The 19,752-nt window shown below is 74.5% G+C and carries 18 protein-coding genes; 5 read left to right on the plus strand and 13 right to left on the minus strand.

The features are described from left to right. Positions 1-173: 173 nt before the first annotated feature. Positions 174-1,073, minus strand: a complete 900-nt coding sequence (locus BLASA_RS18550; protein WP_014377757.1) for a DUF2510 domain-containing protein — start codon at positions 1,071-1,073, stop codon at positions 174-176. Between the two features lie 109 nt (positions 1,074-1,182). Between BLASA_RS18550 and BLASA_RS18555 the strand changes: the two genes are divergently transcribed. Then, on the plus strand, positions 1,183-1,926 hold the full coding sequence (locus BLASA_RS18555) for a putative protein N(5)-glutamine methyltransferase (protein ID WP_014377758.1): 744 nt from the start codon (positions 1,183-1,185) through the stop codon (positions 1,924-1,926). On the opposite strand, the gene BLASA_RS18560 is transcribed toward BLASA_RS18555, so the two are convergent. The 3 genes from BLASA_RS18560 to BLASA_RS18570 are packed head-to-tail and all read right to left on the minus strand — an operon-like array spanning position 1,923 to position 4,899. Next, a complete protein-coding gene (locus tag BLASA_RS18560) occupies positions 1,923-3,335 on the minus strand; it encodes a M20/M25/M40 family metallo-hydrolase (protein WP_014377759.1) in 1,413 nt (470 codons plus the stop codon). The genes BLASA_RS18555 and BLASA_RS18560 overlap by 4 nt on opposite strands. Further along, positions 3,332-3,859: a hypothetical protein gene (locus tag BLASA_RS18565; protein ID WP_014377760.1), complete on the minus strand. Its 528-nt coding sequence runs from the start codon at positions 3,857-3,859 to the stop codon at positions 3,332-3,334. Before BLASA_RS18565 ends, BLASA_RS18560 begins: the two co-directional genes overlap by 4 nt. After that, positions 3,856-4,899, minus strand: a complete 1,044-nt coding sequence (locus tag BLASA_RS18570; protein ID WP_083878052.1) for a metallophosphoesterase family protein — start codon at positions 4,897-4,899, stop codon at positions 3,856-3,858. The genes BLASA_RS18565 and BLASA_RS18570 overlap by 4 nt, the downstream gene beginning before the upstream one ends. Between BLASA_RS18570 and BLASA_RS18575 the strand changes: the two genes are divergently transcribed. Further along, the gene (locus BLASA_RS18575; RefSeq protein ID WP_014377762.1) at positions 4,898-5,749 is read left to right on the plus strand and encodes an alpha/beta fold hydrolase; all 852 of its coding nucleotides are present in this window, start codon (positions 4,898-4,900) and stop codon (positions 5,747-5,749) included. The two genes, BLASA_RS18570 and BLASA_RS18575, sit on opposite strands and share 2 nt — an antisense overlap. A 192-nt stretch (positions 5,750-5,941) precedes the next feature. Next, the gene (locus tag BLASA_RS25215; protein ID WP_014377763.1) at positions 5,942-6,133 is read left to right on the plus strand and encodes a hypothetical protein; all 192 of its coding nucleotides are present in this window, start codon (positions 5,942-5,944) and stop codon (positions 6,131-6,133) included. Positions 6,134-6,351: 218 nt separating this feature from the next. On the opposite strand, the gene BLASA_RS18580 is transcribed toward BLASA_RS25215, so the two are convergent. The 9 genes from BLASA_RS18580 to BLASA_RS18620 form a co-directional block, all read right to left on the minus strand. After that, a complete protein-coding gene (locus tag BLASA_RS18580; RefSeq protein ID WP_014377765.1) occupies positions 6,352-6,735 on the minus strand; it encodes a VOC family protein in 384 nt (127 codons plus the stop codon). 449 nt (positions 6,736-7,184) lie between these two features. After that, a complete protein-coding gene (locus tag BLASA_RS26360) occupies positions 7,185-10,613 on the minus strand; it encodes an ATP-dependent helicase (RefSeq protein ID WP_014377766.1) in 3,429 nt (1,142 codons plus the stop codon). Further along, the gene (locus tag BLASA_RS18590; RefSeq protein WP_166486590.1) at positions 10,610-13,792 is read right to left on the minus strand and encodes an ATP-dependent helicase; all 3,183 of its coding nucleotides are present in this window, start codon (positions 13,790-13,792) and stop codon (positions 10,610-10,612) included. The genes BLASA_RS26360 and BLASA_RS18590 overlap by 4 nt, the downstream gene beginning before the upstream one ends. Positions 13,793-13,855: 63 nt before the next feature. Continuing rightward, complete coding sequence (locus tag BLASA_RS18595; RefSeq protein WP_166486591.1) at positions 13,856-14,017, minus strand: hypothetical protein; 162 nt, start codon at positions 14,015-14,017, stop codon at positions 13,856-13,858. Between the two features lie 71 nt (positions 14,018-14,088). Continuing rightward, a complete protein-coding gene (locus tag BLASA_RS18600; RefSeq protein ID WP_014377769.1) occupies positions 14,089-14,397 on the minus strand; it encodes an MGMT family protein in 309 nt (102 codons plus the stop codon). A gap of 88 nt (positions 14,398-14,485) precedes the next feature. Further along, positions 14,486-15,067, minus strand: coding sequence for a TIGR03086 family metal-binding protein (locus BLASA_RS18605; RefSeq protein ID WP_014377770.1), 582 nt, complete (start codon positions 15,065-15,067; stop codon positions 14,486-14,488). 87 nt (positions 15,068-15,154) lie between these two features. Further along, positions 15,155-16,315 (minus strand): adenylyltransferase/sulfurtransferase MoeZ, encoded by a 1,161-nt coding sequence (gene moeZ, locus BLASA_RS18610; protein ID WP_014377771.1) that lies wholly within the window; start codon positions 16,313-16,315, stop codon positions 15,155-15,157. 194 nt (positions 16,316-16,509) lie between these two features. Next, on the minus strand, positions 16,510-17,370 hold the full coding sequence (locus tag BLASA_RS18615) for a DUF3152 domain-containing protein (protein ID WP_014377772.1): 861 nt from the start codon (positions 17,368-17,370) through the stop codon (positions 16,510-16,512). An 85-nt stretch (positions 17,371-17,455) separates the two neighbouring features. Beyond that, positions 17,456-18,502: an alpha/beta fold hydrolase gene (locus BLASA_RS18620; protein ID WP_014377773.1), complete on the minus strand. Its 1,047-nt coding sequence runs from the start codon at positions 18,500-18,502 to the stop codon at positions 17,456-17,458. A gap of 70 nt (positions 18,503-18,572) precedes the next feature. Between BLASA_RS18620 and BLASA_RS18625 the strand changes: the two genes are divergently transcribed. Continuing rightward, the gene (locus BLASA_RS18625) at positions 18,573-19,217 is read left to right on the plus strand and encodes a TetR/AcrR family transcriptional regulator (protein WP_014377774.1); all 645 of its coding nucleotides are present in this window, start codon (positions 18,573-18,575) and stop codon (positions 19,215-19,217) included. Between the two features lie 105 nt (positions 19,218-19,322). Then, a complete protein-coding gene (locus BLASA_RS18630) occupies positions 19,323-19,568 on the plus strand; it encodes a DUF3107 domain-containing protein (RefSeq protein WP_014377775.1) in 246 nt (81 codons plus the stop codon). The last annotated feature ends 184 nt before the right edge of the window (positions 19,569-19,752 follow it).

Raw genomic sequence — 19,752 nt, forward strand, 5'->3', positions numbered from 1 at the left:
GGAGGGCTCCCGACCGGGACACCGGCAGCGGCTCAGCGCGGCAGGGGGACGGCACCTGGTGGCGGTGTGGGTCGGTCGCGGGGCCCGGAGGGCTCCCGACCGGGACACCGGCAGCGGCTCAGCGCGGCAGGGGGACGGCACCTGGTGGCGGTGTCGGCCGGAGGCCGACCATGTCAGAGCACGTCGACGGACTCGATGACCCGGTCGATGACGCCGTAGAGCTCGGCGTGGGTGTTGGGGATCGAGACGTAGAGGAGCGCCGGCGCCGGGCGGCCGACGTCGATGAGCAGCAGCGCGGCGCGCTCGCCGGAGGCGTCGTACCCCTCGACGTCCCAGGTGAGGGCGAACTCGTAGAGGTGGGCGGCGTGCCCGTCGACGGTCCGCGGCTCGTCGCGCAGGACCTCCCGCTCGTTGGGGCCCGGGTAGTAGTTCACCCGCACGCTGTCGGCGAGCGCCTGGGTGGTGCTCCGGAGGGTCGACGGGCCGGCCCAGCCGTACCACTCGGCCACCGGGCCGGAGGTGCACTGGGAGATGAAGATCCCGCCGTCGGGGGTGTCCTCCTGGGTGGTGAAGTACTGACCGGCGGTCGACGTGGTCTCCAGCTGGAGGCCCAGGTCGAACTCCTGCCAGCCCTCGCCCAGGTACGGGTAGGAGATGCCGGCCGCCTCGTCGATGATCCGAACGGTGCCGGGCGGGAACGAGGGCGCGGCGGGCGGCGGCAGCGGCGCACCCGGCTGCTGGGTGGCGGTGCTGCGGTCGGCAGCGGTGGTGCCGGGACGGAGCCACAGCACCGAGAGGACGGCGACGACGAGCACGAGCACCGACCCGGCCGCCACCCACCGGCCGAAGGCGGACGGCCGCCCGGAGCCACGCGGTGTGGCGGGGAGCTCGGCGGTCGCCGGGTCCGGCGACGACGCCGGCGGTCGGGCTTGGGCGCTGTGCACGGCGACGCCCGGACCCGCGGGCATCATGACGTCGGACCAGCCCGTCCCGTCCCACCAGCGCACCATGCCGGCCGCACCGCTCGGGTCGGGGTACCAGCCCGGCGCAGCGTTCTGCCCGACCCCGGTCACGGGTGCAGCGTAAGGCGTTGCGACCACCGTCCTCGCCCACCGCGCCCACCGCGCCCACCAGGAGGTCGCCCTGAACGTCGCGAAGGCAGTCGCACCCGACCCGGCCGTCGTGCGCCGGCTCCGCGGCGCCGGGTGCGTCTTCGCCGAGGACGAGGCGCGGCTGCTGGTCTCGGCCGCGGGGGACGCCGCCGAGCTGGCTGCGCTGGTGGACCGGCGCGTGGCCGGGGTGCCGCTGGAGCAGGTCCTGGGCTGGGCGGAGTTCTGCGGCCTGCGGATCGCCGTCGCGCCCGGCGTCTTCGTGCCGCGCCGGCGCACCGAGCTGATGGTCCGTGCGGCAGCTGCGCGCGCCCGGCCGGGTTCGGTCGTCGTCGACCTCTGCTGCGGCACCGGCGCAGTGGGGGCAGCACTGGCCGCCGCCGTCCCGGGGATCGACCTGCAGGCCGCGGACGTCGACGCCGCGGCGGCGGCCTGCGCCCGGCGGAACCTGCCCGGCGTCCCGGTGCACGTAGGTGACCTGTTCGCCGCGCTGCCGGACGGGCTCGTGGGCCGGATCGCCGTCCTCACCGCCAACGTGCCGTACGTGCCCACCGCGGCGATCGCCCTCATGCCGCCGGAGGCACGCGACCACGAACCGCGGGCGACGCTGGACGGCGGGCCCGACGGCCTGGCCCTCGTCCGCCGGGTGGTCGACGGCGCCGCCCGCTGGCTCGCGCCGGGTGGGGCGCTGCTGTTCGAGTGCGGCGAGGAGCAGGCCGCTACCGCGGTCGACGTCGTCACCGCTGCCGGGCTGGCCGCCCGGCTGGTGGCGGACGGCGAGCTCGGCGCGACCGTCGTCGTCGGGACGCGCGCCTAGCGGAGCCGCGCGGCCGCCAGTTCCCGCCACAGGTGTGCCGCGGCCTCGGCTCCGCGGTACAGCATCGGCAGCAGCACCCGCTCGTTCGGCGAGTGGATGCGGTCGGTGGGCAGGCCGGCGCCCAGGAACAGCAGCGGCGCGCCGAGCACCTCGACGAGATCGGCCTCCGGTCCGCTGCCGCCCTCGCGGGTGAAGAGCACGTCCTCCGGTGCGGTGTCGAAGGCCTGGCCGATGGCCGACAGGAGCGCGCCCATGGCCGGCGAGTCGAGGTCGCTCGCGCAGGGCGCGACACCGCCGGGCGGGGTGTGCACCTCGGCCTCGATCCCGGCCGGGACGTTGGCCTCCACCCAGGCCCGCAGCTGCGGCCCGACGTCCGCAGGAGCCTGGTCGGAGACCAGCCGGAAGGTGAGCTTGGCGTGCGCCTCGGCCGGGATGATCGTCTTGTGGCCGGGGCCGGTGTAGCCGCCCCACATGCCGTTCACCTCCGCGGTCGGCCGGGCGCCGGTGCGCTCGAGGGTGCTGAAGCCGGTCTCCCCGTACGTGGCGCGCGAGGCCGCGGGACCGGCCAGCCACGCCTGCTCGTCGAACGGCACCCGGCTCATCAGCTCGCGCTCGCGGTCGGACAGCGGGCGGACCCGGTCGTAGAAGCCCGGCAGGGTGACCCGGCCCTGGTCGTCGTGCAGCTTGGCCAGGAGTTCGGCCAGGGCGTGCAGCGGGTTCGGGACCGCGCCGCCGAAGGACCCGGAGTGCAGGTCGACGGCCGGGCCGCGCAGGGTGATCTCGGCGTCGGCCAGCCCACGCATCGCCGTCACCGCGCTGGGCACGTCGGGGGCGGCCATGCCGGTGTCGCTGACGACGACGACGTCGCAGCCCAGCCGGTCCCGCCGGTCCTCGAGCAACCGGCGGAAGTGCGGCGAGCCGGACTCCTCCTCGCCCTCGATCAGCAGCTTGACCGTGACGGCGGGGGTGTCCCGGCCGGTGGCGGCGAGGTGCGCGCGGATGCCGAGCAGGTGGAAGGCGACGTTGCCCTTGTCGTCGATCGCGCCGCGGGCGTGCAGCTCGGGACCATCGGGGCCCTCCACGCGGGTCGGCTCGAACGGCGGGTGCGCCCAGAGCTCCAGCGGGTCCACCGGCTGCACGTCGTGGTGGCCGTAGACCAGCGCCACCGGGGCGTCGGCGTCGGCCGACGGCCACTCGGCGAAGACGGCGGGTGCGCCGTCGGTCGGCCAGATCTCGACGGTCGGGAAGCCGACGCGGCGCAGCGCGTCGGCCAGCCACGTGGCGCTGGCGGCGACGTCCCGCGCGTGCAGCGGGTCGGCCGAGATCGACGGGATGCGCAACCAGGTGTCGAGATCGGCGTGCAGGTCGTCGAGGTGGTCGAGGACGAAGTTCCGTTCGGCGCTGGTCACGGTCCCCGACGGTAGTGGCGGGCCGGGACGGGACGTTCGCCGTGTCCGGCTGCCGCCCGGCGTTCGGGGCTGGTGAGCCAGCGGAACACCCCGCGCTCCACCGCCTCCGCGACCGCGATCGCGAGCAGTTGCACCCCGCCCCACAGGGCGAGCAGCGTCCACTCCTGGCCGGCCAGCGGCGCCTGCATGTCCCCCAACTGGTGCAGGACGACGGCGAGCAGCACCGAGGACAGCAGGGCCAGCGCCACCAGGGCGTGCGCGGCGCCGATCCAGACGTTCGGCCGGGAGCGGGTCATCGTCGACTGCCGGCGCAGCCGCCGGTAGCAGACGACCCCGTAGCCCAGCCCCAGCACCGCGCTCACCGCGAGCAGGTCCCACGCCTGCCACGAGGGCGCCACCCCGCCGCCGGTCGCGGTCGAGTCGAGGATGAGCGCCGGCGCGACGACGACGCCGAGCGCGGCCAGCCCGTAGAGCGCCGCCGCACCTTCCCGGATGGTCCGTCTCGCGCGTACCCGCGTGCTCATCGGCCCTCGCGCGCCCGCAGGGTGAACCGGTCCACCAGACCGCCGTCGGGGCGGATGCACCGGGCGGTCAGCCGGTCGCCGTCGACCTCCACGTGCAGGTACTGCAGCACCGACGCGGCGGCCGCGGTGATCCGTGTCGGTCGCACCGGGGTCAGCTTCGCCCCGCCACCGCTCACCACGTAGGTGATCCCGTCGAGCGGGATGGTGCGTTCGTAGTTGTGGTCGTGCCCGGTCAGCACCAGGTCCACCGCGTGCCGCTCGAGCACCGGGACCAGCATGTCCTCCGCGCCGGGGGTCGGCCCGTGCCGGCCGGAGGAGTACGGCGGGTGGTGCAGGCAGACGATCTTCCACTGGCTGGTCGAGGTGCTGAGCGCGTCGTCCAGCCAGTCCAGCTGCCGGGAGGCGTCATCGCCGAACAGCCCCGGCGTGCTGGAGTCGAGGTAGAAGAAGTCCACCGGACCGTGGGTGGTCCGGTAGTAGCGGGCCGGCGTGCCGAGCAGCCGCAGCTCGGTCTCGATCTCCTCGAGCCGGGCGTCGCTGAAGTAGACCTCGCCGTCGTGGTTCCCGATGGCCAGTTCGACGTCGACCCCTGCCTCGATCAGCGGGCCGTAGGGGCGGAGGAAGACGTCGTCGAAGCGGTTCTCGATCTTGCCGTAGTAGCAGATGTCGCCGAGGTGGGTGATCAACCCGTACGGGTTCTGCTCATACCCCTGGGCCATGCGGGTGGCGACCGCGACCGCCTGCCGGCCGCCGGTGCCGGTGTCCCCGACCGCGGCGAAGGTGAGCCGGTCGGGGGTGGTGGTCCAGGCCCGGGACGGGAGCACGAGCTCGGGCGTCCGCCCGGGGACCAGGTCCTCCCGGCTGAGCAGCGGCCACACCTGGTCGGCGAGGACCCCGCCGGTGAGGGCTGCTCCGCCCACTCCTGCGGCCGCGGCGAGGAACTGTCGTCGGGTCAGCGACATGTAGGGCCAACGCGGCGGCGGGTGCCCGGCGTTCCCGGCGACGCGGGGCGGGGTCGCGACCGTTAGCGTCCGGGCCATGCCCGGAGAGCTGCTGCGGACCGATGTCGGCGACCTGACCTTCGACGTGCGCGTCGACGGACCGGAGGACGGCCGGCCCGTACTGCTGCTGCACGGCTTCCCCCAGACCTCCGCCTGCTGGGCCGCCGTGACGCCGTTGCTCGCGCAGGCCGGGCTGCGCACCTACGCGCCCGACCAGCTGGGCTACTCCCCCGGTGCCCGCCCCGGCGAGGTCGAGGCCTATGCCATGCAGAACCTGGCCCAGGTCAGCGCGGACCTCATGACGGCGCTGGAGATCCCGGTCGCCGACGTCGTGGGCCACGACTGGGGCGCCAACGTCGCCTGGACGCTGGCCGCCTGGCACAGCGACCGCGTGCGATCGCTCACAGCGGTCTCGGTGCCGCACCCGGCCGCCTACACCGCGGCCTTCCGGATCGACCCGGAGCAGAAGGAGCGCTCGGCCTACATCCGGCTGTTCTGGCAGCCCGGCAAGGCCGAGGAGGTGCTGCTCGCCGACGACGCCCGGCGACTCCGGCGGATGCTGCTGGGCACCGAGGGCGAGACGGGGGTCTCCCCCGAGGCGGCCGACGAGTACCTGGCGGTGCTCTCGGCGCCGGGCGCCCTGACCGCGGCCCTGAACTGGTACCGGGCCATGAGCTCGGACATCCGGGTGGACAAGGTGCAGCTGCCGACCACCTACGTGTGGAGCGACGGTGACGTCGCCATCGGGCGCACGGCCGCGGAGGCGTGCGAGGAATTCGTGACCGGCGACTACCGGTTCGTGGAGCTGGCCGGCATCACGCACTGGATCCCGGAGCAGGCGCCCGAGCAGCTGGCCACGGCGATCCTGGACCGCGTCGCTTCCGCCTGACACTCGGCCCGCTCACGAACTCAGCCGTGAGAGACCGAGCCACCCTCAGCTGGTCGGGACTCCTACGGGACGTTCCGGCGGAAGCGCCGTCCAGGCGCCTTGACGTTCCGCGGGAGTCCCCCGCGTGGCCGATGCGCGCGGTTCCGGCACGGAGCATGCTGTTGCTCTCACCCCTTGCCGGAGGAGGAACCCGTGGTCAGGAAACTGTCGAACCCATGGATGCTGCATGCTGCCCGTCGCGGTCCTATGCATCAGCGGACCTCGTTGGTCACCGTGCTGACCCTCGTCACCCTGGGACTGGCCGCCTGCGGTGATCCCGACGACGACGATGGGGGCGGTGTCGGGTATGTCGCCGCACCTCTGATCGTGCAAGCCCCCGTCTGAGGGAGACCGCGAAGCGCGGGCGGAGCCGGTCCCCGGCATGACAACCCCGTCGCAGCGCGCCGAACGGGGAACGGTTTGCGCACTCGCAGACAGCACGCGCCGGGTGTGGCAGTGGCCCGTGATCCTGAGCGGCCCACTCGAGGACAGCCAGGTCGGCCCACGCACGCCTGTGGAGCTTCGCCGTCGGAGATGTCACCAGCCGCGTCCTGGGCGCTGACTCAGCGCTGGTCCCGACGCAGGGGATGGTCGTCGGGGACCTCGACCAGAGCAATCCGAACGCCGTCGGGATCTTCGATCCACATCTCGACCAGCCCCCATGGCTCCAGCCGGGGCGGCTGTGTGACGGTCACGTCGGCCGCCGCAAGTCGATGGTGCTCAGCGGCGACGTCACGGACCTGCAGCCACAGTGCCAGGCCCGGAGAGCTCTGCTGTGACTGACCGGACACCTCCAGCAGCCCGCTCCCCAGGAAGAAGACCACTCCCGGCTGCTCCGCTGGGCCGAACTCGCGATATACCGCCAGCCCGAGGACGTCGCGATAGAAGGACTGTGAGCGTCGCGGATCCGACGGTCGCAGCAGGATGCGGCTGCTCAGTATCTCCATGGCGCCATCCTCGTCCAGCGGGACGGGATGCGGTGCGAACGGTCACGGTCCGCTGACTCAGGATGTTGCAGCGAACGATCCTGGGTCGAGCGTGTCGTCTCGAGAGGATCGGCCAGCCCGGAGCTGGCTGCGAGCCTCGCTCGACAGGTGTCGCGAAGCCGCCTACGGGGAGTCGGCTCTCGTGTCCCTGAGCGGCCCGTTCAGGGACGATGGCCGCAACGGCCTTCCGGCAGCCGAACAGTGTGCGCGGACGGGCAGTTTCTGGATGGAGAACTGCCCGTTTGCGCACATCGTGCCGTCGGCGCCGTGTCTCTGAAGCCGCCTTCAGGGACACCCGACCATGACGCGGCGCACGGGCTCCATCTGCCGACGCCCTGTTCGACGGCGCCGCGACCGCGTGGCCGTCGGCTCACCGCACCGGTCCGGTGAAAGTGCGCCCGGGAACTCGGTCAGCCCGTCCCGGTGACCAGGGCCAGCAGGCCGGCCTCATCCAGGAGGTCGACCGGTCGGATCGTCTCCTTGGCGGCCACGTGGTGGAAGCCGGCGCTGACCCGCTCGACCGGCACCCCGGTCAGCCGTGACCAGCCCAGCCGGTAGGCGGCCAGCTGCACCCCCGCCGCGGCGAGGTCGCCACCGGTCGGCGGTGGCCCGGTCTTCCAGTCGATGACCTCGTAGCCGCCGTCCTCGCGCTGGAAGACGGCGTCGATCCGGCCCCGCAGGGTCAGCGGGCCGAGGGGGGTCTCGAACGGCACCTCGACCTCGAGCGGCTGGCGGTCGGCCCACTCGCTGCCGAGGAACGCCGCGCGCAGCTCCTCCAGCTGGTCGTCGGGCGCAGCCAGCTCGTCACCGGAGCCGGGCAGCTCGTCGAGGTCGACCAGCCGCGCGGCACCGAACCGCTCCTCCAGCCAGGCGTGGAACGCGGTGCCCCGCCGGGCCTGTGGTGCGGGTGCGGCGGGCATCGGGCGGCGCAGCCGCCGGGCCAGTTCACCGGGGTCGCGGCGCAACGTGACCAGCGCCGAGACCGACAGGTGCGAGGGCAGCGGCACCTCGACCGTGGGGCTCGCCGCGACCGCGCGTTCGCGGAGCAGCAGGTCGGCATCGCGCACCCAGGAGGCGACGAGCTCGTCCGGTTCGCCGAGGGCGAGCTCCGGATCCAGCGGGTGCGGCGCGGCGCCCTCGACCAGCTGGGCCGCCGCGGTCAGGGCGCGACGGCGCGGCTCCGACAGCGGGTCGGCCGGCCACTGACCGACCGGCCACTCCTCCAGCGCCGGGTTGGTCGCGCCGTCCTCGGGTGCGGGCGCCCAGTGCACGACGCTGCCGGCGCCGGCCTCGCAGGCCTCCTTGGCGGTGTGCAGCAGGGACGACGGCCCGCACGGCTTGATCCCGTCGCGCCACCAGCTGCCCGAGCACAGCAGCAGCCGCTTGGCGCGCGTGACGGCGACGTACCCCAGCCGGATCTCCTCGTCCCGGCCGAAGTCCTTCCAGTCCTCGACGTACTCCTCCAGCGCATCGCGCACCACCGCCTGGTCCCCGGACCCGGGCACGGGCAGCCGCATCCTGGGCAGCTCCTCGCGGTCGGTCAGCCGCAGGTCGACCGGGACGGCGCCCGAGTCCTTGATCCAGGAGTCGCTGGCGTTGGACCGCGCCGGGAACTGGTCGACGGTCATCCCCGGCACGGCGACGACGTCCCACTCCAGCCCCTTGGCGGAGTGTCCGGTGAGCAGCTGGACGGCCTCCGGGTTGACCGCCACCTCCCCCGGCTCCAAACCGCGCTCCCGCTCCTCGGCGTCGCGCAGGTATCCCAGGAACGCCGGCAGCGACGGCAGTTCGGCCAGCTCGGTGAACTCCGCGGCCACCCCGTGCAGCGCATCCAGGTGCGCCCGCGCCCCGGCCGGGCTGACCCCGGGGGCGCTGGCCAGCTCGGTCTCCAGCCCCAGCGTGCGGGCCACCTCGTCGACCAGGTCGGGCAGCGACTCCCCGATCCGGCCGCGCAGGTACGCGAGCTCGCCGCCCAGCCGGCGCAGCCGGCGGTAGCCGGCGGGTGAGTACTGCTCGGCGTCCCCGAGGTCGTCCAGCGCCTCCACGATGCTGCCGCGTTCCTGCGGGGGCTCGGGCGCTGCCGGGTCCGCGGGCTCGCCCTCCGCCGGGCGGGCGGGCCTGCGGGAGTGCACCAGTGCCCGGGCCCGCGCCTCGAGTGCCGCGAGGTCACGCGGGCCGATCCGCCAGCGCGCCCCGGTCAGCAGCCGGCCCATGGCGTCCCCGGCGGTCGGGTCGACGAGCACGGTGAGGGTGGCGACCACGTCGGAGACCTCGGGCACCTCGAGCAGCCCGCCGAGGCCCACCACCTCGACGGGCAGCCCGCGCTCGCGCAGCGCCGCGGCGATCCCCGGCAGCTGCTTGCGGGTGCGCACCAGCACCGCCATCGACGGCGGGCTCTGCACCTCGCGGTCCTCCCGACCGCACCGCGGCCAGGTGCCGTCCCCGTGCTCAGCGGAGCCGCTGCGTCGTCCCTGCGCGGACCCCTCCGGGGCCCACTCGGGACGACCGGTATCCCCGAGTCCTGAATGCCAGGCCTGCGCCAACCGGTCGGCCAGCGCGACGGTCTCGTCGGCGACGGTCTCGTACAACCCGACGGTCACCGAGCCACGTCCGGCGGTGGGCGCCGGTGCCAGGTCGGGCAGCGGGTGGGCCGGCTCCGGCAGCATCCCGGAGACGGCGTTGGCGACGGCCAGCACCGCCTCGTCGTTGCGCCAGCTGGTGGCCAGGGTCAGCCGCTCGGCCCGGCGGCCCGGCTTGCCGGGGAAGGTGCGGGCGAACCGCTCGATCGTGCCGGCCGACGCTCCGCGCCACCCGTAGATGGACTGCCGGGGGTCGCCGACGGCCAGCACCGGGTGGCCGCTGTCGCCGCCGAAGAGCGCCTCGAGCATCCGCAGCTGGCCGACGCTGGTGTCCTGGTACTCGTCGAGCAGGACCACCTTCCAGCGGGTGCGCTCCCGCCGGCCCACCTCCGGGGAGGCGACGGCGATCCGCGCGGCGTAGGACACCTGGTCGGCATAGTCGATCGAGCCCATCGCCCGCTTGCGCGCCTCGAACGCCTCGACCAGCGGCAGCAGCGCCACCCGGGCCCGCTGCCGGGCGAGCATCTCGGCGACCGCGGCGTAGACCCCCTTCTTCTTCGGGGCGTCGGGGTAGCCGGCGATCTGCTGCTCGAGCCGCGCCGTCCAGGTGCGCAGGGCGGCGGGAGTGACGTCGTGCTCGCCCATCTCGGCGGCCAGCGCCAGCACGTCCTCGACGGTGGTGAGCAGCGAGAGCGGGACGTCGGACATGTCGCCGGTCCAGGCGGCCACCGCCGTCGTGGCCTGACCCCAGCACATGGCCGGGCCGAGGACGCCCGCGCCGGGTTCGATGCCGATCCGGAGCCCGTGCTCGGCGACCAGCGCCGCCGCGTACCCGTGGTAGGTCGCCACCGTGGGCTGGGCGATCGCCAGCCGTTCCCGTAGGTCCGGCTCGGTGTCCGGGTGGCGGGCGAGCGCACCCAGCCGCAGCCGGATCCGCTCGTTGAGCTCGCTGGCGGCCTTGCGGGTGAAGGTGAGGCCGAGGATCGCCTCGGGTTCGACGATCCGGTTGGCCACCAGGTACGACACCCGCGCGGCCATCGTCTCCGTCTTGCCCGATCCGGCCCCGGCGACGACGACCAGCGGCCGGTCGGCCGGTGCCGACACCACTCCGGCCTGCTCGTCGGACGGCGCGTAGGAGAGCCCGCAGCGCGCGGCGACCTCGGCCGGGGTGAGCACGCGGCGCGGGGCCGGCTGCTCGGCCGGGGTGCCGGCGAGCAGGTCGTCGAAGGAGAGCTGCCCGTCGTCGGGTCCGCGGCTCATCCGGTCACCTGCCGTCCGCGCTCCTGCAGCGGGCAGCTCCGCCGGGCCGGGCAACGGGAGCAGTGGGCGCCGGTGCGGACCTCGAAGGTGCCGGCCCCCATGCCGTCGCCCACCTCGGCCACGAGCTGCCCGGCCCACGTCTGGTCCAGCGGGACGTCGGCGGGCAGCGGCTCCTGGTGCTGCTCCTTGGCCTTGGCGCCGGTACCCACCTGCAGCAGGGCGGCGCCACCCGGCACGGTGCCGTGCTCGGCGAAGCCGCCGGCGGCGATGGCCACCTGGTAGGCGGCGAGCTGGCCGTGCTCCTCGGTGTTCCTGACGGCCGTCTTGCCGGTCTTGAGGTCGACGACGACCAGGCGCCCCTCGGCGTCGCGCTCGAGCCGGTCCACCTGACCGCGGATGCGCGCCCGCCCGACGACGACGTCGACGTTGCCCTCGGCGGCGAGGAGCTCCCGGCTGTTGGCGGCATGCCAGCGCAGGAAGCGGACGAGCATGTCCTGGGCCTGGACGCGCTGCCGCTGGTCGGCCCACCCGGGCCCGAGGTCGAGCTGGTCGAGCTCGGCGTCCAGGACCGCCCGTGCGTCGGTGGCGGGCAGCCCTTCGGCGACCTGCTGGGCGACCGCGTGCACCGCCGTGCCGACGGTGCGGGTGGCGTCGGCCGAGGCCTCCGCGCCGACCGCCCCGAGCACCCAGCGCAGGGGGCACTTCTGGAAGGTCTCGATGGCGGAGGGCCGCACCCGCACCGGCTGCTCCTCCGGCACCAGCGGGGCGTCGTCGGACAGCGGCGCCAGCCCCCACCAGCGGGCGGGAGCGGCGCCGGGCACGCCGTCGTCGGCGAGCCGGCGCAGCACCGAAGCCGCCGCCGAGCGACGGGGCGCCGGGGTATGCGGATCGGTCAGCGCGCGCCGCAGCTCCGCCACCAGCGCGGACAGCGTCAGCGCCCGCGGCAGCTCGGTGAGCGGACGGCCGTCGGCCGGGGGCGGCTCGACCAGGTCCAGGAACCGGGAGGCGGTCGCGCCGGCGTCGGCGCCGTCGAGTGCACCCTCGACGGCGGTGACCAGGAGCCGGCGGCGGGCGCGGGTGCAGGCGACGTAGAACAGGCGGCGCTCCTCGGCGAGCGCGAGGGCGCGGCGGTCGGTACGGGCACCGTCGATGCCGGCGGCCTTCTCGACCAGGACCTCGGCCCCCAGCAGCGACGCCCGTTCCCGTAGGTCGGGCCAGACGGCCTCCTGCACCCCGGAGACGCAGACCAGCTCCCACTCCAGGCCCTTGGCGGCGTGCGCGGTGAGCAGCCGCACCGTCTCGCCGGGAACCGCCCGCGCGGCGCCGGTGTCGCCGGGCAGCTCCTGCGCCGACAGGTGCGCGACGAAGGCCCGCACGTCGGCCGAGGGCAGCCGGTCGACGAAGCCGGCAGCGGCGTCGAAGAGCGCGACGACGGCGTCGAGATCGCGGTCGGCGACGGCGCCCGGCGGCCCCCCGGCGGCACTGGCCCGCGCCCACCGTGACGCCAGCCCGCTGCGCTGCCACATCGCCCACAGCACGTCCTCCACGGTGCCGTCCAGCGCCAGCGCCAGCCGTCCGGCGGCCATCACCGCGGCCACCCGCACCGCCGGGCGGGCGACGTGCTCGGGCAGCGCCTCCAGGAGCGCGTCGTCGGCCAGCGCCATCGCCAGCGGCGCGCCGCGCTCAGCGGCATCGATGCCCTGTCTGGCCAGCGCGATGCGCACCGCGCGGCGCAGCCGGCGGAGGTCCAGCACGGTGGCCCCACCGAGCGGCGAGGCCAGCAGTGCCTCGGCCGCCGGCTCGTCGAGGCCGGCCGGTTCGCCGTCCGGCCCCGGCAGCAATGCCGTGAGGGTGTGGAGGAAGGGGGCCACCGCGGGCTGGGCGGCCAGCGGCAGGTCGTCGGTGGAGACGGTGACCGGCACCCCGGCCGAGGCGAGCGCCCGCCGGAAGGGACCCAGCACCGCGGCCGTGCGGACGACGACGGCCATCTCCGACCACGGGACGCCGTCGAGCAGGTGGGCCCGCCGCAGCACGTCGGCGACGTAGGCCGCCTCCACCGCCGTGGAGCCGAAGACGTGCACCGCGGCCTCGCCGGGTGGCGTGCCCTCGCCGGCGGCCAGCCGGCGGTGTTCCCACGGCCCCGGCAGCCCGTCGGCCACCTGCCGGCTGACCCGCAGCAGCTCCGCACCCGACCGGCGGCACACCCCCAGGGAGAGCCGGCCGGCCGGGCGGCCGTCGGTGTGCCGGAAACGATCGGGGAACTCCACGATGCCGCGCGGTTCCGCGCCGCGGAAGGCGTAGATGGACTGGTCGGGGTCACCGACGGCCACCAGGTTGGCGCCGCCCCCGGCCAGCAGCTCCAGCAGCTCGACCTGCGCGGGGTCGGTGTCCTGGTACTCGTCGACGAACAGCCAGCGGGCGCGCTCCCGCTCCTGGCGCAGCAGCTCGGGGTCGTCGCTGAGCTCGAGGATGGCCTGGCGGACCAGCTCGGCCGGGTCGTACCCGGATGCGTCACCGCGGGACGCCACCCAGAAGTCGCTGACGTTCTCGTACTGCTGCTGGAAGGCCGCGGCATGCACCCAGTGCTCGTTGCCGGTCTCCCGCCCCCAGGCGGCCAGCTGCGCGGAGCCGACCCCGCGCTCGGTGGCACGCATCAGCAGCTCGCGCAGCTCCGCCCGGAAACCCTCGGTGCCCAGCGCCGGTGCGAGGTCGTCGGGCCAGCGCACCGTGCCGACGCCCTCGGCGTCGCCGCGCAGCAGCTCGGCCACGACGGCGTCCTGCTCGGCGGAGGTGAGCAGCCGCGGCGGCGGATCGCCCCGGAGCACGGCAGCGCGACGGAGGACGCCGTAGGCGTAGGAGTGGAAGGTGCGCGCCAGCGGCTCGCGGATGGTGCGGGCGACCCGGGAGGTGATGCGGGTGCGCAGCTCGGCGGCGGCCTTGCGGCTGAACGTCAGGACGAGGATCTGCTCGGGGTCGATCCCGGCGTCGATCCGGCCGGCGACCGCCTCGACGATCGTCGTCGTCTTGCCCGTGCCGGGACCGGCCAGGACCAGCAGCGGGCCACCGGGATGGTCGACGACCGCCTGCTGCGTCGGGTCGAGGACCGGCGCCGTGGTGCCCGGCACCTGACCGGGCAGCAACCGGTAGACCGGTCTGCCGTCACCCCCGCGCTGTGCCACCCCTCGATGGAAGCACGGGGGTACGACGTTCCCGCGCCGGACGCGGCAGGTGGGCCGGGCGGATCAGGCCAGCGAGTCGAGGAGCGCCTGCTCGAGCATGAGGTCGGCCGCCGTGGTGAGCCAGCCTGCGACCAGCAGGAGCGGGAAGGCCCGCTCCTCGTCCAGGGAGGCGGTTCCGGCGACGAGCCCGGCCTGGGCGACCGCCCGGCATGCCATCGTGTTCATGCAGGGACGATCGGCAAGCTCCGCGGGGAACTGAAGCTCGCCGCGCACATCGGCCGGCGCCGCCCGGCCGTTCACGGCCAGACGACGGCGGCGAGGTCGACGCGGCCGTTGCGCATCGGCACCCCCTCGGCCGCGAGCAGTTCCGCCTGCCGCGCCCGTACCGGCTCGGCCATCGAGCCGTCGGCCCGCACGACCCGGTACCAGGGCACCGCTCCCCCGCCCTGTGACAGCGCCCGCGCGACCCGCCGCGGGCCGACGCCGATCAGCCGGCCGATCGCACCGTAGGTGCTGACCCGGCCGGGCGGGATGTCCTCGACGGCGTCGAACACCGCCTCGTCGACGTCCTGCGCGAAATCCCTCGCGGAGGGAGGGCGGGCCACCCGCAGATCATGGCAAGCGTCGTCCCGCGAGCACCCATCCGGAACAGCGACACGCCCGCCACCGGAGGACGTCCCGGGAGCGGCGCGGTCAGGTCGCCTTGCGGCCGAACCGCGCCAGCAGCCGCGTCTGCGGATCCGCGGCGGCGGAGACGTCCAGCGGCGGACCGAACAGACCCGGGACGCCGTCCTCGGGCAGCCGCTCGGCGTAGACGAGCGCCGCGGTCACCAGCTCGCCGTCCAGCTCCGTGTCGCCGCCGGTGGCGTGCGCCAGGTCCCAGGCGTGCACGGTGAGGTCGACGGTCATCTCGAAGATGTACTCGTAGCTGGGCGTGGGCCCCCGGGTCAGGTGCACCGTCCGCACCAGGCCCTCGTCCTCGGCGAAGGCCGACAGCGCACCGTCGGCAGCGGACTCCCAGCCGAGCAACGGGTCGTTGCCGAGCAGGTCACCGGTCTCGTCCGGGAAGCGGCCCTCGGCGTAGGGCTCACCGGCCATCAGCGGCGGCACCCACAGCTGCTCGCTGACCAGGTGCGCCACGAGGTCGGCGACCGTCCACTCCGGCAGCGCCCGGTCCTCCCAGCGGTCCGGCTCGACGGCGTCGACCCGGTCGGTGAACTGGTTCTGGGCACGCTGGAAGAGCTCGAGGAGCTCCACGGGCGAGAAGTCGGACATGGGAGAAGTGAACATGCCGAGGGCCCGGCCCGCCTCTCCGGAGAGAGGCCGACCGGGCCCTCGGGCACAACCCAGGTCAGCTGCGGATCAGTACGTCGGCAACGCCTTGTCGATCCGCGTGGCCCACGCCGTCACGCCGCCCTGGACGTGCACGGCGTCCTTGAAACCGGCGTTCTTGACCGCGGCCAGCGCCTCGGCGGAACGGACGCCGGTCTTGCAGTGGATGACGATCGGCCTGTCCTGCGGCAGGGACGCGAGCGCCCGGCCGGAGAGGATCTCGTCCTTGGGGATCAGCTTCGCGCCCGGGATCGAGACGATCTCGTACTCGTTCGGCTCTCGGACGTCGATCAGCTCGAAGTCCTTGCCGGCGTCCATCATGTCCTTGAGCTCGTCGACGGTGATCGTCGAGCCGGCGGCCGCCTCCTGCGCCTCCTCGGACACGACGCCGCAGAACGCCTCGTAGTCGATGAGCCCGGTGATCGGCTCACCCTCGGGGTCCTTGCGCACCTTGATCGTGCGGAAGGTCATCTCCAGGGCGTCGTAGACCATGAGCCGGCCGAGCAGCGTCTCGCCGATGCCGGTGATGAGCTTGACCGCCTCGGTGGCCTGGATGGCGCCGACCGTGGCGCAGAGGACGCCGAGCACGCCGCCCTCGGCGCAGCTGGGGACCATGCCGGGCGGCGGGGGCACCGGGTAGAGGTCGCGGTAGTTGGGGCCGTGCTCGTTCCAGAAGACCGAGACCTGGCCGTCGAACCGGTAGATCGAGCCCCACACGTAGGGCTTGTCCAGCAGCACGCACGCGTCGTTGACCAGGTAGCGCGTGGCGAAGTTGTCGGTGCCGTCGACGATCAGGTCGTACTGGCTGAAGATGTCGAGCACGTTTTCGCTGTCCAGCCGCGTCTCGTGCAGGCGGACGTCGATCAGCGGGTTGATCTCCTTGATGGAGTCGCGCGCGCTCTCGGCCTTCGACCGGCCCACGTCGGACTGCCCGTGGATGATCTGGCGCTGCAGGTTCGACTCGTCGACGGTGTCGAACTCGACGATGCCGAGCGTGCCGACACCGGCCGCGGCCAGGTACATGAGCACCGGCGATCCGAGCCCACCGGCGCCGACGGCGAGCACCTTGGCGTTCTTCAGACGCTTCTGCCCGTCCATCCCGACGTCGGGGATGATCAGGTGGCGGCTGTACCGGCGGACCTCGTCGATGGACAGGTCGGCCGCGGGCTCCACCAGGGGTGGCAGGGACACGCTTGCTCCTTCATGTCGCGGACAGCGGCCCCTCGTCGCGGGCCGGCGTTCGTGTGCACAACAGCGTGCCAGGCCGACCTCTTCCCGACGGACGGCGGCCATCGCGCCGGCGGAGCACCCGATCGTGTGCGCGAATGCTCAGTTCGCGCGCTCAGAACTGCGCACTCGCGCGCTCCGTCGGCTCCGGACGGCGACTACGGGTACGGCCAGGCGTTCTTCACGCAGCCCTCGAGCCCGAGCGTCTGCTGCTGCATGACCGGGGCGAGCTGGCCCGGCCCCGGGCAGGGCTGGTGCCCGTTGCCGAGGGCGTGCCCGACCTCGTGGTTGATGACGTACGGCCGGTAGGTGGCCAGGTCGCCGTCGTAGTGCGGGACCGCCGTGGCCCAGCGGGCGAGGTTGATGACCGCACGCTCGCCGTACCGGCAGGAGGTGTAGCCGCCGGTGCCCACACCCGGGCAGTAGGTCTCCATGCTGCCCGGGCTCACCAGGCTCACCCGGAATTCGTACTGGCCGGCCGCGGCCTCCGCCGCGCCGACCCGCTGGAAGGACATCCGGCCGCCGTTGCCCCACGACCGGGGATCGGCGAGGGTCGTCGTCACGGCCTCGGCGAACGCGGCGCCGTCGACGCCGATGCCGTCCTCCACCTCGACGACGAAGCGCTGCAGCGCTCCGCTGCCGAGCACGTCCGAGCCGCCGTCGACGACGGACAGCGTGCCCGCGCCCTGCTCGACGTACTCCTCCACGGTCGCCGGCGGCGCCGTCTCCGTCGGCCCGGCGTCACCCTCGGCGGGAGCGGCCGGCTCCGCCGGAGGGACCGGCGGGATCGGTGCCACCTCCATGGCCGACGGTGGCGCCGCACCGGGCTCGCTGCTCGCCGCCGGCGCCGGCACGGGTGGGTTGACGGCCAGGTCGACGAGGACGGCGATCGTGGCGAGGGCCAGCAAGGGGATGGCGTAGGCCCGCCATCCGTAGCGCCGGGCGAACCGGCGGACCCGGCCGGCCGGCGCAGGGCTGCGGCCGGCGGTGGGCGGAACGAACCGGCTGCGTGCGGCCATCGGATCCTGGGATGCCGTCCGGCGGCCATCGGTCAGACGTCCGCCCACCCGTCGTCCTCCTGCCTCGCCGCCGCCCCCCGGTCCCTCAGGGTCTCACGCTGCGTGGCGTGTCGGCAGCAGCCGGGGAAGGAGCGGCGTCCGGTCGGCCCGCCTCCTCCTCCACCATCGCCAGCACCGCCCGGGCGGTCGGCTCCGCGGCTTCCAGCATGGCCACGTGTCCCACCCCCTCGATCACCAGGAGGCGGCTGTCCGGCACGGCCGCGGCCAGCCGTGGGGCCAGCGCCGGGTCGACCAGCCGGTCGCGGCTGCCCCACACCACGAGGGTCGGCATCCGCAGCCCCCGGGCAGCCCGCCAGGCGTTGGCCGGACCCAGGCGGAGGTAGGAGGTGATCAACCCGCGCATGCTCCGCGCCAGGGCCCGGTCGGCCCACGGCTGCCCGGCACGCTCCCGCATCTCCTCCAGCGCCTGCTCGATCCGTGTGACGGGGACCGCGTCGGGGTTCCCGAAGCAGACCCGCACCATCGACCGGACGCTCTGCTCGGGGGACACGCCCGCCAGCCGTCGTTCGGCCAGCGTGGGCACCCCGGGCACCAGGAGCAGCAGCAGCGCCCGGCTGAACGCCGGCGGGACGCGGTAGACCGGCATCGCCGGAGACACCAGGGTGAGGGTCGCGACCAGGTCGGGCCGGGAAACGGCCACCAGGAGGCTCACCAGTCCGCCGAGGGAGTTGCCGACCAGGTGCACCGGGCGGCCGGAGCCCTCCCCGGGCTCGGCGGCGACGTGCTCGAGGACGTCGACGACGGCGCGCACGTGACCGCGGATGGAGTACCGCCCGCGCGGCGGGGGCTGGGAGCGGCCGAACCCGGGCAGGTCCACGGCCCAGCCGTCGAAGCGGACGGCGAGCAGCGCGGCCAGATCGGTCCAGTTGGTGGAGGCGCCGCCGAGCCCGTGCACGTACAGCGCCCGCTCCCGCGGCGCGCCGTCGGCCGACTCCCCCTCGACCGGCCCCCGCCACGGGGTCCGCCGGACGAAGAGCGCTCCCCCGCGGACGGGGACCTCCTCGCCCGGCCAGGGCGGCAGCGCGGCGTCCAGCGGTGGCAGCGGGGTCGGCGACAGCGGGGCGTCGGACATCGCCCCGACCGTAACGCTGCATGGCACGTGTGCTGCGGGGCCCGGACCCGTCGGTAGCATCTCCCCTGCCATGCAGCCCTCACTCCCCGCCGCGGCCGGCCGGCGCACGTCCCGACTGCCGCGCGGCGCCCGTCGACTCCAGCTGCTCCGGGCCGCGCAGGACGTCTTCGTCGCGCAGGGCTTCCACGCCGCCGCCATGGACGACATCGCCGTCCGCGCCGGCGTCAGCAAGCCGGTGCTGTACCAGCACTTCCCCGGCAAGCGGGAGCTGTACCTGGCGCTGCTGGAGGAGCACGTCTCCGGGCTGGCCGACCGGGTGGCCGCGGCGATGGGCGGCACCGATGACAACCGCGCCCGGGTCGACGCCGCCGTCGGCGCCTACTTCGACTTCATCGACGCCGACGGCGAGGCCTTCCGTCTCGTCTTCGAGTCCGACCTGCGCAACGACGACGACGTCCGGGCGATCGTCGACCGCGGCACGCGGGTGTGCGTCGAAGCGATCGCCGGCGTCATCGCCGCCGACACCGGCGCCGACCCCGAGCGCGCGCTGCTGCTGGCGTCCGGCCTGTCCGGCCTGGCCGAGAGCAGCGCCCGCTGGTGGCTGCCCCGCAAGGGCACCGTCTCGCGGGACGAGGCGGTCGCGCTGATGTCCGCGCTGGCCTGGCGTGGCATCTCCGGTTTCCCCCGCGTGGACGGCGATCCGCTCCCGTCCTGAGTCTGAGGCGGCGTTCGCTGACGGCGCACCCGCTCGGCCGGTCCCGCCGCCGCCCTCTGGACTAGCGTTGGGGACAGTCGCGCGAACCGAGGAGGCATCGCCTACGTGGAAGTCAAGATCGGCGTCCAGCACTCGCCCAAGGAGCTGGTCATCGACAGCCCCAAGTCCCCCGACGAGATCGCGGCCGAGGTGGCCAAGGCCATGTCGGGCTCGACCAAGGACGGCCTGCTCACCCTGGTCGACGAGCGGGGCCGTCAGGTTCTCGTCCCCGTCGACCGCATCGCCTACGTGGAGATCGCGCAGGCCGACCAGCGTCGCGTCGGCTTCATCGCCGGTGGCGCCACCGGCTGAGCCAGCGCACAGCACGACGGGGCGTCACCGCAGCTGCGGTGGCGCCCCGTTCGCGTATCCAGACTCGAGGCGCCCTGTGAGGGTCGCCTCGCGGGGCGGGGCCGGAGGCTCCCCACGCGGGGCGACGGATCGGCTCCACGCAGCAGGGGAACGGCCGTTGATCGCGGTGCGGTCCGGAGGACCG

This window comes from Blastococcus saxobsidens DD2 (genome assembly GCF_000284015.1).
Classification (GTDB): domain Bacteria; phylum Actinomycetota; class Actinomycetes; order Mycobacteriales; family Geodermatophilaceae; genus Blastococcus; species Blastococcus saxobsidens_A.